Origin of the sequence: Mesorhizobium sp. WSM3866 (assembly GCF_002294795.1) — a bacterium.
In the GTDB taxonomy this organism is placed as follows: Bacteria; Pseudomonadota; Alphaproteobacteria; order Rhizobiales; family Rhizobiaceae; genus Mesorhizobium.
Genome location: NZ_NSGC01000022.1, coordinates 22183 through 36812, shown reverse-complemented (window position 1 = coordinate 36812; position 14630 = coordinate 22183). Strand labels below are relative to the sequence as shown.

Below are 14630 nucleotides of genomic sequence, written 5' to 3'. Positions count from 1 at the left end.
GAGTGGTGATGGTTTCCCGCATCAACAGAGCGTCCGCCGACATCGGCGGCACTTTCACCGATATCGTCATCGAGATCGGCGGCGTCCGCGCCTCGACCAAGATCCTGACCACCCATCAGACGCCCGAACGCGCTGTTATCGAGGGCGTGCAGGGACTGCTGGAAAAGCAGGGGCTTGGATTGGGTGACCTTGACGTCTTCCTCCACGGCACCACGTTGGCGACAAACGCAATCATCGAACGCCGTGGTGCCAAGACAGCATTGATCACCACGCAAGGCTTCCGCGACACGATCGAGATTGGCTCGGAAAGTCGCCATGACCAGTACGACATTTTCATCAAGAAGCCGCAGCCGTTGGTGGGACGCGGCCTGCGCTTCACCATACCAGAGCGGGTCGCCTCCGATGGAAGCGTCCTGCTTGAGCTCGACGACACAGATGTCGTCGCGCTCGCGCATTCATTGATGGAGCAAGGCGTTCAATCCATCGCCGTCTCGTTGATCCATTCCTATGCGAATCCATCACATGAGCGGCGTGTGCGGGAAATCCTGTCCGCTATGATGCCTGACGTCTATTTTTGTATTTCGTCCGAGACGTGTCCTGAAGTTCGTGAGTACGAGCGCACCTCTACCACAGTCGCTAACGCCTATATCCGTCCAATCATGGCCGGTTATCTTGGCCGGCTCAAATCCGAGTTGGTGCAAAAAGGGCTCAACGCGCCGATCCTGCTTATGACCTCGGGCGGAGGTCTCACGACCGTCGACCAGGCCGCCGATTACCCGATCCGCTTGGTTGAGTCTGGCCCGGCCGGTGGGGCAATCCTTGCAGCCAAGATCGCAAAGGAATGCGATCTTGACGCCATCGTCTCCTTCGACATGGGAGGAACGACCGCCAAGATCTGTTTGATCGACCATGGCCAACCGTTGAAATCGCGCAGCTTCGAGGTGGATCGGACAGAGAGGTTCCTTAAGGGTTCGGGCCTGCCGGTTCGGATACCCGTGATTGAAATGGTCGAGATCGGAGCAGGAGGCGGATCAATCGCCCAGGTCGACACCATGGGACGCCTCACGGTCGGCCCCGAAAGTGCTTCATCGGAGCCGGGGCCGGCGTGTTACGGAATCGGCGGCCGTCGGCCGACGGTCACCGACGGTGATTTCGTGTTGGGGCGGATCGACACTCGTAAATTCGCGGACGGCCGCATGGTCTTGCGGCGCGACCTGGCAGAGCAAGCGCTATCCAGCGAGGTCGGGGACAAGTTGCGGTTGACGCCTGTTCAGGCCGCCGCCGCGGTCACCGCGATCGTCGAAGAGAACATGTCAAACGCCAGCCGGGTCCATGCCGCCGAGCACGGCAAGGATCTGCGGCGCCGGGCAATGATTGCCTTTGGCGGCGCCGCACCGATGCATGCAGCGCAACTGGCAAGGAAATTGTCCTTGGTCAATGTGATTGTGCCGAAGGGCGCCGGCGTCGGATCTGCCATCGGCTTCCTGGAGGCTCCTTTGGCCTACGAGGTCGTGCGGAGCCGCCATAGCCGGCTGGACCGGGTCAACAATTCCGCCACTGCCGACCTCATCGCACAGATGAAGCAGGAGGCAAGCGCCGTGGTTGCTCCGGCAGCTGGGGGCCAATCCGTCAAGGCACATGTCTCAGCATTCCTGCGTTATGTTGGGCAGGGCCACGAGCTCGAGGTCGATCTGCCATTCGCGGCAGATGGCGGGATCGACGGCGCGGCTTTGAAGGAGGCATTCGATCGGCGATACAAAGAGGTCTTCGGTCGCTTCCTGCCCAATCACGAAGTAGAAGTTCTCACGTGGGCGGTAACCGCATCTGCTGCGCAACCCGCCCTGCCGGCAGATGAGGCCTCAATTGGCCGCTGTCGGAAAATCGAACCGTCAGGCGAGACCCCCTTCACCGAAGTCGATGGCAGCACGATCCACGCTCCTGTCTATGAGCGCTCCGAGCTTGACCCGGGCATCGTCCTGACTGGGCCGCTCGTCATCACCGAGCGCGAAACCAACACGGTTGTTCCGAGAGATTTTTGTGTCGAATGCAATAGGTTCGGCCACCTTGTCCTGACCAATCTTGCCGCACAAGCGGCCAGACCCTCCGATCGCAAGGGAGCGACAAATGGCCGTCAGCCCTGATATCCAACAGATTGGCGAGATCGAGTTCCAGATTATGTGGAACCGTCTGATTGCCGTCGTCGAGGAACAGGCCCAGGCCTTGCGCCGCACGGCATTCAGCCCGATCGTCCGCGAATCGGGCGACCTTTCTGCCGGCTTCTTCCACCCCGACGGTCGCATGATCGCGCAGGCGGTTACAGGCACGCCCGGACATGTCAATACGATGGCCGCCTCGGTCCTGCACTTCCTGGATCGCTATCCCGCAGGCACGATGCGCGAGGGTGACGTCTATGTCACCAACGACCCTTGGATGGGAACAGGCCATCTGCATGACTTCGTCGCGGTGACGCCCGCCTTTTATAAAGGCCATCTGGTTGGGCTTTTTGCATCGACTTGTCATTTCATGGATGTCGGAGGCATTGGCTTTGGCCCGGACGGCCGCGATGTCTTCGAGGAGGGTTTTTATGTCCCCCCGCTTGCAATGATCGCCGCGGGCGAGATCGACAAGGTCCTGATAACGCTCGCGCGCTCGAATTCACGCTACCCGGCTGAACTCGAAGGCGATCTGATGTCACTTGCGGCCTGCAATCAGATCGGAGTGAGCCGGCTGGCCGACATGCTGGAGGAATTTCATCTTACCGATCTGACCGCGCTCTGCGATCAGATTGTCAGGCGCTCACGCGACGCAGCTCTGAAGGCGATCGCCGCAATTCCGAAAGGCACGGCCGAAGCTGAAATGGTGATCGACGGTTACGACCGGCCGGTGACCTTGAAGGCAACGACCCGGATTGCTGAAGACCACATCACGGTGGATTTTACTGGCACGTCGGGACTTTCGGCGCGCGGCATCAACGTGCCCATCAGCTATGCTCAGGCCTATTCGACCTACGCCGTCGCCTGCGCACTTTTCCCTGATGTGCCGAACAATTCGGGCTCCCTTTCCGTCGTGACCGTCACGGCTCCCGAAGCAACGATCGTCAACGCCCAACGTCCTGCACCGGTATCCTCGCGACACGTCATCGGCCAGATGCTGCCCGACGTGGTCTATGGCTGTCTTGCGCAACTGGTTCCCGAGAACGTTCTGGCCGAGGGTGCGTCAGCTCTGTGGAATCTCATCCTTGAAGACGCGCATGACGCGTGCCTCACCCAAGGCATCCCAAGCACGCGACGCTTCTCGGCGCTGTCGGTTCAGACCGGCGGCACCGGAGCTCGCTCGCGGCTTGATGGGCTCAATGCGACGGCCTTCCCGTCGGGAGTTTCTGGTGTTCCTGTCGAGATCCTCGAGACCCTGACCCCACTCATTTTCTGGCGCAAGGAATTGCGTGCCGGTTCCGGCGGAGCTGGGAAATTTCGTGGCGGTCTCGGTCAAAGCATCGAGATCGGTCATCGCGAAGGCCACCCGTTCTACATCTACGCAGCCCTCGACCGCATCGATAACCCCGCACGCGGCCGCTTCGGCGGCGATAACGGTGCCCCGGGGAAAGTAGCGCTGAAGTCAGGCGGATCCCTCAAGGGCAAAGGCAAGCAGTTGGTGCCGGCGGGCGACAGGCTTGTCGTCGAAACACCCGGTGGGGGCGGCTATGGCCCCGCCGACGAGCGCGATGCCGGCAGCGTCATGGCCGATCGCCGAAACGGTCTAATCAAGTGAACTCGAGGACAGCATGAGACAACATAACTTATCTGACGAAACGCGAGCGAAGCTGAAAAAGATATCCACCGCATCCATCGCCACGGCGCTCTACAAGCGAGGGCTCCGCAACCAGTTCATTCAGGGCGTCGTTCCGGTTGCGCCCAAACAGGACAACATGGTCGGCCCGGCATTCACACTGCGCTACATTCCCGCGCGCGAAGATCGCAATCCGATCACCGTCTTCCGGAATCCGGAACATCCACAGCGCGTGGCGATGGAGACGTGCCCACCCGGCCATGTTCTCGTGATGGATGCGCGCAAGGACGCCAGGGCTGCGACCGCGGGTTCTATTTTGATCACGAGGCTGGCGTTGCGCTGCGCGGCGGGCGTAGTCTCAGATGGCGGCTTCCGCGATGCGGAAGGCATAGGTGCGCTGGACATGCCCGCCTACTACGCCAGGCCATCTGCGCCGACCAACCTGACACATCATGAAGCGCTGGACATCAACGTACCTATTTCGTGCGGGGATGCGCCGATTTTCCCTGGCGATGTCCTGGTCGGGGACAAGGATGGCGTGATGGTGGTTCCAGCTCACCTTGCCGATGAGATTGCGGAGGAATGTACCGGAATGGAAAGCTTTGAGGATTTCGTCCTGGAGGAGGTCCGTGGCGGCGCGTCAATCATCGGGCTCTACCCCTGCACAAAACCGGAAAACCAGGAAAAATATGACGTCTGGCGCAAGAAGGCAGGACGGTAGTCGCAAAGCGGCCTCGTCCTCCCGAGGCTGTCCAGGCGGGCTGCGATCCTCCCTTCGCGGCCCGCCACCCTTTTTCTGTAGCGACGGCCTGCAGCCGAGGCCTCCAACGGGTGGCCGCTGGTCTTAGTCACCATTCATCTGATCGATCCGAAGCTTGTTGAACGGGTGACGAGCACCGGTACCGAAGTTCGACAGATATGTATCGTGATGGAATCCCTTGGCCTCCAGGACAATCATGGTCACCATCCACATGATCAGGGCGAGGCCGAGCCCGACAGCTAGGCTCGAGATCCAGTATTGCGACAGGCCGGTCACCACCGCGCCCAACGCCAAGGCCGCGGTAAAGTACCCGACGATCTTATGGTAGGCCTCGAACCATCGGCGTTGCGGGCTCATGTCATAGTGGTCGCCCCGGCTGACCGTAGCGTTTGGCGCGCTCTGGGCGGATGCATCGGGGCCGCCATGGGTCCCGCGAAGGCGCGCGCTCAAAAGCTGGAGCATGCCGAGGACCACGGTCGCAATGCCAAATATCGCGTGGATCGTGGCACTCAAGCCTCCGTTCGCCAGCAAGGCGATCGACCCTCCACAAAGGCTGCATAAGGCAAGTAACGAAAGTCCCAGGCGATGAATGGTGAACCAATAGAGCTTGCGACCAAGTTTTGGACTTCCCTTGGGTATGCCTTCGCGAGAGGGTGGCGGCTTGCCGTACCGGGTGAGAAGAACAATCCCCGGCACCAGAACGATCCAGATCGTGGACATGAGCCACGCGTGATATTCCCAATGCACTTCGAGTGCGAAGCCTAAGGGCAATTGCAAGGTCGTAGCAGTGTCCATGTGTTGCTCATCCGTCTGGCGCGCACATCCATCGTGCCACCTGGGCGCAGTTTCTGATGCGCCAGGGGCCAGGATCCCAAAACCTGCGGGGTCTCCCTACCCCTTCACGGAACCGGCCATTAGGCCGCGAAGGAAGTACTTCCCAGCGAGAACGTAGATGGCGATAGTTGGCAGCGCGGTCAGCACGACTGCTGCCATATCGACGTTGTAGCGCTTCACGCCGGTGGTCGTGTTGACAATATTGTTCAGAGCTACCGTCACCGGAACGTTGTCGCCGGATGTAAATGTCGTGCCGAAGAGGAAGTCATTCCAGATATTGGTAAACTGCCAGATCACCGCAACGACGATACAAGGGATCGAAATGGGCAGGATGACCCTGAAGAAGGTTTGATAAAAACCCGCGCCATCGACCTTTGCGGCCTTGACCAATTCTGCGGGCAGGGAGACGAAATAGTTCCTGAAAAAAAGCGTTGTGAACGGTATCCCATATACGACGTGAACCAATATGAGGCCGGGCATGGTGTTCGCCAGGCCAACTGCGCCGAGCGAACGAGCCATTGGGATGAGGATGATTTGAAATGGAATGAATACGCCAAACAGGAGCAACGCGAATACAACGTTGGACCCACGAAATTTCCAGTGCGTGAGCGCAAAGCCGTTTATGGCTCCGATCGCGGTTGACAACCCGACAGCGGGAACGATCAGGATCGTAGAATTCAGAAAGAAGCCCTTCAAACCTGAACATTGAAGGCCGATGCAAGCGTCGGACCAGGCTTGCTGCCAGGCTTCCAGGGTTGGCGCCTTCGGCAGCGAAAGCAACGAGCCGTTGCGTATCTCGTCGATATTCTTGAGAGACGTAAATACCACGACCAACAGCGGCAGCAGATAGACAGCCGCGATGAAGATCAGGCAGCAGTAGATGAATACGCGCCTGAGATGATAGCGCCCTCCCCTTTCGAGAACGATGCTGTCATGCGTCATCGCGTTGTTTCCTCACGTCGGAATAGAGATAAGGTGCCACGACTGCGGTAACTGTCATGAAAATCATCATGGCACTCGCGGCGCCCACTGCCATCTGGTCTCGACCAAATGTCTGCATGTACATAAAAGTCGCAGGAAGATGTGTGCTGTTTCCAGGGCCTCCGGCGGTTAGCGCCACCACCAAGTCGAAGCTCTTCACTGCCTGCTGCGTTAGGATGACGAATACAGTCAAGAAGGCTGGCCCGAGTTGCGGTATGATGATGCGCCGGTAGATTTGAAAGCTGCCGGCCCCATCAAGCCTCGCGGCCTTGGTGATATCCTCGTCAATTCCTCGGAGCGCCGCCAGGAACAGGGCCATAACGAATCCGGATGACTGCCAGACCCCTGCAATGACGAGCGTGTAGATGGCAAACCGAGGGTCCACCAACCAGTCGAACCGGAAGCTATCCCAGCCCCATAGCCGTACCATTCGCTCGATGCCGAGACCCGGATTGAGGATCCACTTCCAGGCGGTTCCCGTCACGATGAACGACAGCGCCATCGGGTAGAGATATATCGTTCGGAAGAGGCCCTCGGCGCGGATCTTCTGATCGACCAGGATCGCCAGCGCCATTCCGATAATCGATGCGATCGCGATAAACAGGATCGCGAAGATGAAGATATTATCGACCGCGATCCGCCATATCGGATTGCTCCAGAGGCGCCAGTATTGATCGAAGCCGACAAATTCATAGGATGGCAGCATCTTGGATGCTGTGAACGACACCACCCCCGTCCACACCATGAAGCCATAGACCGCCAGAAGGATAATAGCGACCGACGGAGCCAACGCCAGTTGGGATGCGTTGCGGGCAAGCCATAGCTTGGCGCCGGAACCCTCACGCCATTGCACGCGCTTCGCGGTTTGCTGGACCGGGAAAGTCGTTGACACCAGGAATCCTTTCGTCTCACGAAGGCCGACGATCGCAGCTTGGTTGGGGCGGCCGCGATCGTCGCCTGACCTCGATCTGGTCCGCTACTGCGCGGATTTAAGGCCGGTTACGAGTTGGTCGATCGCTTGCTGCGAGGTGACGCTGGGCGTTTCGAAGAAAGTTGAGACGACGTCGGTGAAGACGCCTGTTTTCGTTGCTCCGGCCGCGGCATTGTGTGCCAGTGACGGCAGCGATTTCTGGCTCTTTTGGGCTTCCGCCCGGTCCGCAAAGGCGGCCTTTCCGCAGAAATCGAACTTGTCCATGGAAACGTCGAGTCGCGACGGGATCGAGCCCTTCTTGATGTTGAACGCCTCCTGGAACCCTTTGTCCAGGATTGCCGACGCCATGGCGAGCTGGCCGGCCTGTTTGTCCTTGTCCTTGGTCTTGAAGAAGCCGAAATTGTCGGTCAGCCAGACGTAACTTCCCTTGGTGCCCGGGGCGGGTACGCAGCCGTAGTCGACGTTGGGCTGCAGGTTGGCGAGCGACAGCTCGCCCTTCGCCCAGTCTCCCATGATCTGCATTCCGGCCTCACCCTTGATCACCATCTGGGTAGCAAGGTTCCAGTCGCGGCCGGGATAATTGGAATCGACATATTTGTTGATTTTACGCAGCTGATCGAAAACCTTGACCATCGTGTCGCTGCGAAGCGCGGCTTCATCCTCATCGATGACAGCCTTGCGGTAGAAGTCGGCGCCCCCGATGCCAAGGACAGCATTCTCGAAGAGGTCCAACTCCTGCCAGGGCTGACCACCCAGGGCCAGCGGCGTCACGCCCTTGGCGAGGAGCTTTTCGGAAACTTCGTTGAATTCGTCCCACGTCGTCGGAGGCTGCAGGCCCGCGGAATCGAAGACTTTCTTGTTGTACCAGAGCCAGTTCGAACGGTGCACGTTCACCGGAACCGCGACATACGACCCGTCATGCGAAATGAGAGGAACAAGTTCCGGCGCAATCACCTTGGCCCAGTCATCCTTCGCGGCGAGATCCGTCAGGTCGGTTAGCACGCCCTCGGATGCCCAGGCCTGGACCTGCTGGGCGTGCATCTGTGCCGCGGCTGGCGCCGTATCGGATGCGATGCGGGCGCGCAGAACCTGCACCATGTTCATCCCGGTGCCGCCGGCCACCGGCGAGTCGCTCCAGGTGACGCCACGCTCCTCAAGGAGCTTCTTGAGCACATTCAGCCCGGCCGCCTCGCTGCCACTGGTCCAGTAGTGCATGACCTCCACGTTCGGGCTCCCCGCCAACGCCATCGTTGTCGAACCGGACAGCAACAAGGCCGTCGCGAGGACCAGATTCCGATTAAGCATTTCTCATTCCCCTTTGTAGCTACGGTTGCGAAACAAGGTTGTTCGTTACGGTCTTCCGGGCGTCTGTCGCCTTCTTCTTGGCATCATGCGGGCCGCCCTTACCGACGCCGACACCCTCCGCCTTGCCAACCGTTCAGACTCGCCACTACAGGCCGCCCGGCTTCAGATGTCCGACTTATCGTTAGCTTTTATGACATATATGTCAATCTACAATCAGGGGCACGACTCCGAGTTCGAACCGTGGCCGGCATCGCATGCAGGCGCGAACCGGAGCTAAGACCCCGTTAAAGCGCGATAAAATCGAAAATCAGACCGTCGCTCTCAGATGGTTTCGGCCTCGCAGCAGGTTGACAAATAATATTTTGGTCAGACAAATTATCAGCATGCGGCTGGTCCCGCACCCAGGGAGTGAAGGAGTCATCGCGATGAACGGGAAAGTAGTCTCTTGGGGCCTGATCGGCGCCAGCACCATCGCACGCGAGTGGATGGTCGACTCCATACGCAAGCATCCGCTGGGTAAGGTTAAAGCTGTCGTCAGTGGCGATCCGAGCCGCGCCCAAGCTTTTGCGGACCAGAAGGGTATACCTGACGCCTATGGCTCGCTTATGCCGATGTTGAGCGATCGAGAAATCGACGCGGTCTACATAAGCACCAAGAACGATCAGCACCTATCGCAGGCACTGGCCGCCATCGAAGCCGGCAAGCACGTGCTTTGTGAAAAGCCGCTGGCTCTGCAGCCGAAAGACGCGCAACTGATCGTTGAGGCCGCCGAACGCAAGGGCGTGGTACTCGGTACGAACCACCATCTGCGCAACATGGAGAGCCACCGAGCGATAAAGCGGCTCCTGCACGAGGGAGCGATAGGAAAAATCAACTCGATCCGCATCTTCCATGCGGGATCGCTCCCCGAGAGCCTAAAGACTTGGAGGCTCTTCGACAAAAGCGCGGGCGCGGGGGTTATTTACGACATCACCGTGCACGATGCAGATCTCCTTCGGTTCTATCTGGACAGCAATCCCACAAAGATCACCGCGCTGGCGACCGCGTCTGGCGAAGGGGCCAACGGCATCGAGGACAGCGTCATGTCGGTATGGGAATTTTCAGGCGACATCTTGGTGCAATGCCATGACAGCTTTGTCGTCGGTTATGGCCCGCGCGGCGTTGAAATCCATGGCTCGGCCGGCAGCATTCTTGGCATCGACGTCATGTCACAGGCCCCTGGCGGCAGGGTCGTTTTGCGAACATGTAACGGTGAGCAAGACATACCTCTTGAACTCAAGGTCACTTATGACCGCGGTGTTTCCGATTTCATGGCCGCTATTCAAGGTGAGGGTGAGCCCTCCTCGACGGGCGAGGACGGTGTTTGGAGCGTGAAGTTGGCAAAGGCGGTGGCGCAATCGGCCGCCACAGGTCAGACAGTCTTGATTGGGCAAGTGTGAGGCCCGATTGCGCGACAATTCGTAAACTGCCCATGCGCCATCCGGTTCTCGACGTGAACGAGAATTAAAACGAAATCTCCTCGGCGGTTCGGCGCTCAACGTTATATCGGATGGCGAGCATCAAATTAGCGGCAAGCACGCTCCATGCTCGGACGGATGCCGAGCAGGTTAGCCGAGATTTGGCGCTGCAAATTCACTAGCAATAAGGCGGTAGCGCTGGGCGCCACCAACCTTGGATGGCGCCGGTTTGTGCCCAAGATAAATCCTCGGACAAGACCGGCCAAGCGAGATCAGCGCTTCATGTTCGTTGGTCGCCATGATCGCAGCCAATTGGCGGTACGATATGCTCGGCCCAACAATTTCCGCCACGGATCCCGCGGCTATCGTGGTCTCGGAGAGTTCGGTGATGTCCACGGCGATCAGATCCATGGATACGCGGCCAACAATCGGCGCCGACCTGCCGTCGAACGCAACTTGCCCATGATTGGATGCGATCCGACTATAGCCGTTCGCGTAACCAACCGCGATCACGGCAATGCGCCGATCCGACGGCGCATGCCAGGTCGATGAGTAGCCGACCGGGTCGCCGGAGCGGAGTTGTCGAACCTGGATGACAGGAGCCAAGACGATCGCCGGTTCGGACTTTGGGTTGTCGCCATCGGCCAGGGGATGGATCCCGAACAGCGACTTTCCGGGCCTTGTGATATCCCCATGAAAAGAGGGATCCAGGAAGATCCCGCTTGAGTTGGCTATCGACAGCGGGGCGGCCGGCAGCTTTGCAACTGCGGCCCTCAGCGCCGCGACTTGCCGCTCGCAAAATGCGATATCCATGTCGTCGGCGGCTGCGAAGTGCGTCAGGTAGGCACGAATATCAAGCAAATTGACCAAGTCGACGATTTCCGAAATGCGACCATGCGCCAATCCCAGCCGATTCATGCCTGTATCGATATGGACGAAGACGCGAGGGGGACGCATCGTCTTGTGCGCCACTGACACAGCCGCCGACAGCTGTTCATGACTGTTTATCACCGGCACGATCCCGGAGGCGACCGCTTCAGCCATTGTCGAACTGTTGGCACCGTCCAGCACGGAAATGACGCACTCGGGCTCGAGGTGATCACGCAACGAAAACGCGTCATCCAGACGGGCGGTAAAAAACAGGCGCGCCCCCGCTTCTTGCAGCGCGAGAGCGCTTCTCAGCATGCCGTGGCCGTAGCCGTCGCCCTTCACAACGGCCGCAGTCTTCCTCGCGATCTGCATGCCAGAAGCCGATAATTCGTGCGGATGGCTTCCAGGTCGACAATCATCGCCGGACCGTCGCTTGGCTTCATCGGGAATTGACGGGGACGCCGAAGAGGAAGGAGTGGTCGTCATGTTCCTTGGGCGGTTCCCACGATGTGGCTCTTATCCGGAACAACTCATCGAGGCGCGGTGCGCTCACAGATCGCGTTTGTGGATATGGCCGTCCTTGATCGTGACGCGGATGCCACTGCCGTCCTCCTGGAACACATCAAGGTCTTCGAGCGGATTGCCGTCGACGATCAGGAGATCGGCGAAGGCGCCCGGGACGAGCTCTCCGAGCTTGCCCTCGTGCCGCACGATCTCGGCATTGACGATGGTGGCCGAATGCAAGGTCTGGGCTGGCGTTTCAACCACGGAGCGGATCTTGAACTCACGCAACTGGTAGTGATGCATGACGCCTTCCAGGTCGGTGCCAAACCCCAGTTTGACGCCGGCGTCGCGGCAGATCTTTACCGCTTCGACACCACGGCGCAGCATCATCTTGACCTGTTCCACGATGCGCGCTGGCGTGCCCAGTTGGTCGGCGTAGAAGATGCTGGCCTCGAAGGTCGCTAGCGTGGGCACGACATAGGCGTTTTTCTCCGCCACCAGACGCGCGGTATCCTCGTCTATCAGGTTTGCGTGCTCGATAGTGCGCACGCCCGCTTCCAGTGCTCGTCGGATAACATCGACGCCATAACAGTGCGCCATCACATAGGTGCCGAAATCGGCCGCCTCCTGCACGGCGACCCGTTGCTCTTCGAGTGAAAAATGCGGGGAATAGATAGAAGATTTCCCCGAGTTGCCCCCGCCGGCCATCAACTTGATCTGATGAGCACCGGCCGCGATCTCCTCGCGCACCGCGCGGCGGACTGCGTCCACGCCATCCACGACACGGCTGATGTTGCGCGTGCTGCGACAATGCGGACAGCCTTGCTCATGTTCGGTCCGTACCCGGAAATCGCCCAATCCGCCGGTGACCGCCAGCGCCAGCCCCGGCACGAACAGGCGTGGACCAGGAAAGAGGTTGAGGCGTGTGGCATCGGCGAGCGCCGCATCCGCGCCGCCGGAATCGCGTACGGTGGTAAAGCCGCGTCGCAGGTAGTCGGCAAGGATCTTCGAGGCGTGCGCCGCAACGAGGTAGGGTGCCGTGTTGGCCAGCGTCATCTGGTTGTTGACATAGGCCATCGCGTGGACATGAGCATCGATAAGACCGGGCATCACGACGCGGCCTGCGGCGTCGATCCTGGTCGCCCCTTGGGGCACGCCAACCGAGCCTCCAACCTCGACAATCTTTTGACCCTCGATCCGGATCTGCTGGGCTGAGCGCAACGTTGCGGCTCGTGGATCAAGCAAGCTGGCGTTGGTGATGACGATATCGCTCATGACTGCTCCTGCAGGTGTGGCCGGCCATACGCACCCATCAGCGGGTCGGGCCTTTTATCAACGACTCCCCGCCATCGACCACGACCGCCTGGCCGGTCATGAAGCGTGCATCGGCCGAGAGAATGAAGCGCACGATGGCGCCGAACTCCTCGACGGTCCCCATGCGATGCAAGGGGACGAGCTCCGGCACCTTTTGGAGGAAGGATTCCCGCCCGCCAAATATCTCCCAGACCGGCGCGTTGAAGGGCGTGTCCACCCAACCCGGGCAAAGGGCGTTCACCCGGATATTGTCGCTGGCATATTCCAGCGCGAGTTGCCGGGTCATCGTCAGCAGCGCCGACTTCGAAACGATGTAGGGCAGTGAACCCTTGGCCACCATGATGGATGCTGCCGATGCCGTGAAAAGCAAGCTGCCGCCTCCAACCTTACGGAGCAGCGGAAGCGCTGCACGTGCCAGCACAGCATTGGCGCGAACGTTTAGGGCGAAGCTGAGATCGAAGGCACCCAATTCCATGCTTTCGAGCGTGCCGACGTGGCAAACACCGGCATTGTTCCAAACAGCATCGAGACCGCCGAGGATTTCACCGGCCTCGGCCACTACAGAGGCGATACGCGCGTCGTCGCCAATGTCGATTGCGAGAACCCGCACAGCGCCCAGATTGTCCGGCGCGGCTTTCCTGTCGGCCATGACGACGCGGGCGCCGCAGGCGGCAAGCGCGCGAACGCCTGCCTCGCCCATGCCGCTCGAACCACCTATAACCAGAACACGCTGTCCGACTTGGCTCATCTGACGGCAATCTCCCTGGCAGTCCGGGTGAGACGGACCGGTCCGTTTTGCGTGACCAGAACCGTCTCGCTGAAGGGCATGCCTTCGGAATAATGGATGACGTGAAAAACCATGTTCGGTTCGAGCGCCCAGGTCTGGTTGGGCATGAAGATGCGGGTATGATCGGACGTGCGGGGCACGGCGTGATAACCGAGCGTGTAGGCCGAAACCTGGGGGTAGCTCTTCTTGAGGCCCTCGCGAAGCATGGTCTCGCGGGCGACGCGGTCGATCTCGCCCGAAACGGCGCCGGGAACCATGGCGGCGATGAATTCGTCCTGGATCTCGACCACACGCCGCGCAATCGCGCGTTGCCGATCAGAGACGTGGCCCACCGCCATCGGCCGGGCAATGCGTCCCGAGTAGCCGTAGACCTGGGGCACAGCCTCGATGAAATAGAGTTCGCCCGCCTGCATGATCCGCTCGCCCAGCCGACCATGCATATTGGCGACTGTGCTGCCGTAGCCGAAAACGGCGACACGACCATTGTCGGCCCCAAGACTGATTGCCTTGCGATATGTTGCAATGGCGGGTTCGCGTTCTGATCGGCCAACGGCGATCGCGTCGGTTCCGGCTTGGATCGCCGCGTCGGCTATGGCGCAGGCGCGGCGCAGCGCCTCGATCTCGGCTGGGGACTTGATCAAGCGGTGTTCCCAAATCACCTTGCCGAAATCGATGAATGTCAGTCCGGGATTTCTCGCCTGAACGCGCTCGTATCGCTCGATCGTGAGAAAATGGCTGTCCGTCTCGACGGCCAAGGCTTTCGCGCCGCTGTCACTGATCAGCCCCGCCAAGAGCGCGACTTCGTCCTCTTGATCGTCAAAGGTGACAAACGCGTCCGCTGTGGCCTGCCGCTGGGCCCCGAACTGATCGGCCGAGCGGATCAGCAGTGTCACGGCGCCCGAGGGTGAGATCAGCGCACCCTGGTAGCGGGCTCCCGAATGTGCGTAGCCTGTCAGGTAGGCCAGACTGTCGATCTGGTCGACGAGCAGCAGGTCGGCGCCGCGATCAGCCATTTCCGCAAGAACACGGCTCACCCGCCGCCCAAATTCCCCCCGGTCGAAGGGCAGCACAGCGGGCGGCGCGTCAGCCTTGGCGGCATTG

At 60.0% G+C, this 14630-nt stretch carries 12 protein-coding genes; 4 read left to right on the top strand and 8 right to left on the bottom strand.

All coding sequences use genetic code 11. From position 1 onward, the window contains the following. The first annotated feature begins 8 nt into the window (after positions 1–8). The 3 genes from CK222_RS29210 to CK222_RS29200 are packed head-to-tail and all read left to right on the top strand — an operon-like array spanning position 9 to position 4507. Complete coding sequence (locus tag CK222_RS29210) at positions 9–2141, top strand: hydantoinase/oxoprolinase family protein (RefSeq protein WP_095802707.1); 2133 nt, start codon at positions 9–11, stop codon at positions 2139–2141. Next, entirely contained in the window at positions 2125–3768 is a 1644-nt protein-coding gene (locus tag CK222_RS29205) for a hydantoinase B/oxoprolinase family protein (RefSeq protein ID WP_095802706.1), read from the top strand. The genes CK222_RS29210 and CK222_RS29205 overlap by 17 nt, the downstream gene beginning before the upstream one ends. Before the next feature lie 13 nt (positions 3769–3781). Next, complete coding sequence (locus CK222_RS29200) at positions 3782–4507, top strand: ribonuclease activity regulator RraA (RefSeq protein WP_095802705.1); 726 nt, start codon at positions 3782–3784, stop codon at positions 4505–4507. Between the two features lie 123 nt (positions 4508–4630). Here CK222_RS29200 and CK222_RS29195 read toward each other — a convergent pair whose 3' ends face one another. The 4 genes from CK222_RS29195 to CK222_RS29180 all read right to left on the bottom strand — a co-directional run bounded on the left by CK222_RS29195 (position 4631) and on the right by CK222_RS29180 (position 8597). Further along, on the bottom strand, positions 4631–5341 hold the full coding sequence (locus tag CK222_RS29195) for a cytochrome b561 domain-containing protein (protein ID WP_095802704.1): 711 nt from the start codon (positions 5339–5341) through the stop codon (positions 4631–4633). A gap of 96 nt (positions 5342–5437) precedes the next feature. Next, complete coding sequence (locus tag CK222_RS29190) at positions 5438–6322, bottom strand: carbohydrate ABC transporter permease (RefSeq protein WP_095802703.1); 885 nt, start codon at positions 6320–6322, stop codon at positions 5438–5440. Next, complete coding sequence (locus CK222_RS29185; RefSeq protein WP_067320721.1) at positions 6312–7214, bottom strand: sugar ABC transporter permease; 903 nt, start codon at positions 7212–7214, stop codon at positions 6312–6314. Before CK222_RS29185 ends, CK222_RS29190 begins: the two co-directional genes overlap by 11 nt. Before the next feature lie 123 nt (positions 7215–7337). Further along, on the bottom strand, positions 7338–8597 hold the full coding sequence (locus CK222_RS29180; protein ID WP_067320387.1) for an ABC transporter substrate-binding protein: 1260 nt from the start codon (positions 8595–8597) through the stop codon (positions 7338–7340). Positions 8598–9022: 425 nt separating this feature from the next. Here CK222_RS29180 and CK222_RS29170 point away from each other — a divergent pair, with 425 nt between their 5' ends. Then, entirely contained in the window at positions 9023–10036 is a 1014-nt protein-coding gene (locus CK222_RS29170) for a Gfo/Idh/MocA family oxidoreductase (protein WP_067320718.1), read from the top strand. Between the two features lie 168 nt (positions 10037–10204). Here CK222_RS29170 and alr read toward each other — a convergent pair whose 3' ends face one another. From alr to CK222_RS29150, 4 genes are all read right to left on the bottom strand, one after another. Further along, positions 10205–11296, bottom strand: coding sequence for an alanine racemase (gene alr, locus CK222_RS29165; protein ID WP_176477770.1), 1092 nt, complete (start codon positions 11294–11296; stop codon positions 10205–10207). A gap of 177 nt (positions 11297–11473) precedes the next feature. After that, positions 11474–12703 (bottom strand): amidohydrolase family protein, encoded by a 1230-nt coding sequence (locus CK222_RS29160; protein ID WP_067320373.1) that lies wholly within the window; start codon positions 12701–12703, stop codon positions 11474–11476. 37 nt (positions 12704–12740) lie between these two features. After that, a complete protein-coding gene (locus CK222_RS29155; protein ID WP_067320370.1) occupies positions 12741–13490 on the bottom strand; it encodes an SDR family oxidoreductase in 750 nt (249 codons plus the stop codon). Next, the gene (locus CK222_RS29150; RefSeq protein WP_176477769.1) at positions 13487–14599 is read right to left on the bottom strand and encodes a Xaa-Pro peptidase family protein; all 1113 of its coding nucleotides are present in this window, start codon (positions 14597–14599) and stop codon (positions 13487–13489) included. The genes CK222_RS29155 and CK222_RS29150 overlap by 4 nt, the downstream gene beginning before the upstream one ends. Between the last annotated feature and the right edge of the window lie 31 nt (positions 14600–14630).

Coding starts and splice junctions, on each gene's coding strand:
- CK222_RS29200 (WP_095802705.1), top strand. CDS start 3,782: ATGAGACAACATAACTTATCTGACGAAACGCGAGCGAAGCTGAAAAAG.
- CK222_RS29190 (WP_095802703.1), bottom strand. CDS start 6,322: ATGACGCATGACAGCATCGTTCTCGAAAGGGGAGGGCGCTATCATCTC.
- CK222_RS29170 (WP_067320718.1), top strand. CDS start 9,023: ATGAACGGGAAAGTAGTCTCTTGGGGCCTGATCGGCGCCAGCACCATC.
- CK222_RS29205 (WP_095802706.1), top strand. CDS start 2,125: ATGGCCGTCAGCCCTGATATCCAACAGATTGGCGAGATCGAGTTCCAG.
- CK222_RS29195 (WP_095802704.1), bottom strand. CDS start 5,341: ATGGACACTGCTACGACCTTGCAATTGCCCTTAGGCTTCGCACTCGAA.
- CK222_RS29155 (WP_067320370.1), bottom strand. CDS start 13,490: ATGAGCCAAGTCGGACAGCGTGTTCTGGTTATAGGTGGTTCGAGCGGC.
- alr (WP_176477770.1), bottom strand. CDS start 11,296: ATGCAGATCGCGAGGAAGACTGCGGCCGTTGTGAAGGGCGACGGCTAC.
- CK222_RS29180 (WP_067320387.1), bottom strand. CDS start 8,597: ATGCTTAATCGGAATCTGGTCCTCGCGACGGCCTTGTTGCTGTCCGGT.
- CK222_RS29210 (WP_095802707.1), top strand. CDS start 9: ATGGTTTCCCGCATCAACAGAGCGTCCGCCGACATCGGCGGCACTTTC.
- CK222_RS29160 (WP_067320373.1), bottom strand. CDS start 12,703: ATGAGCGATATCGTCATCACCAACGCCAGCTTGCTTGATCCACGAGCC.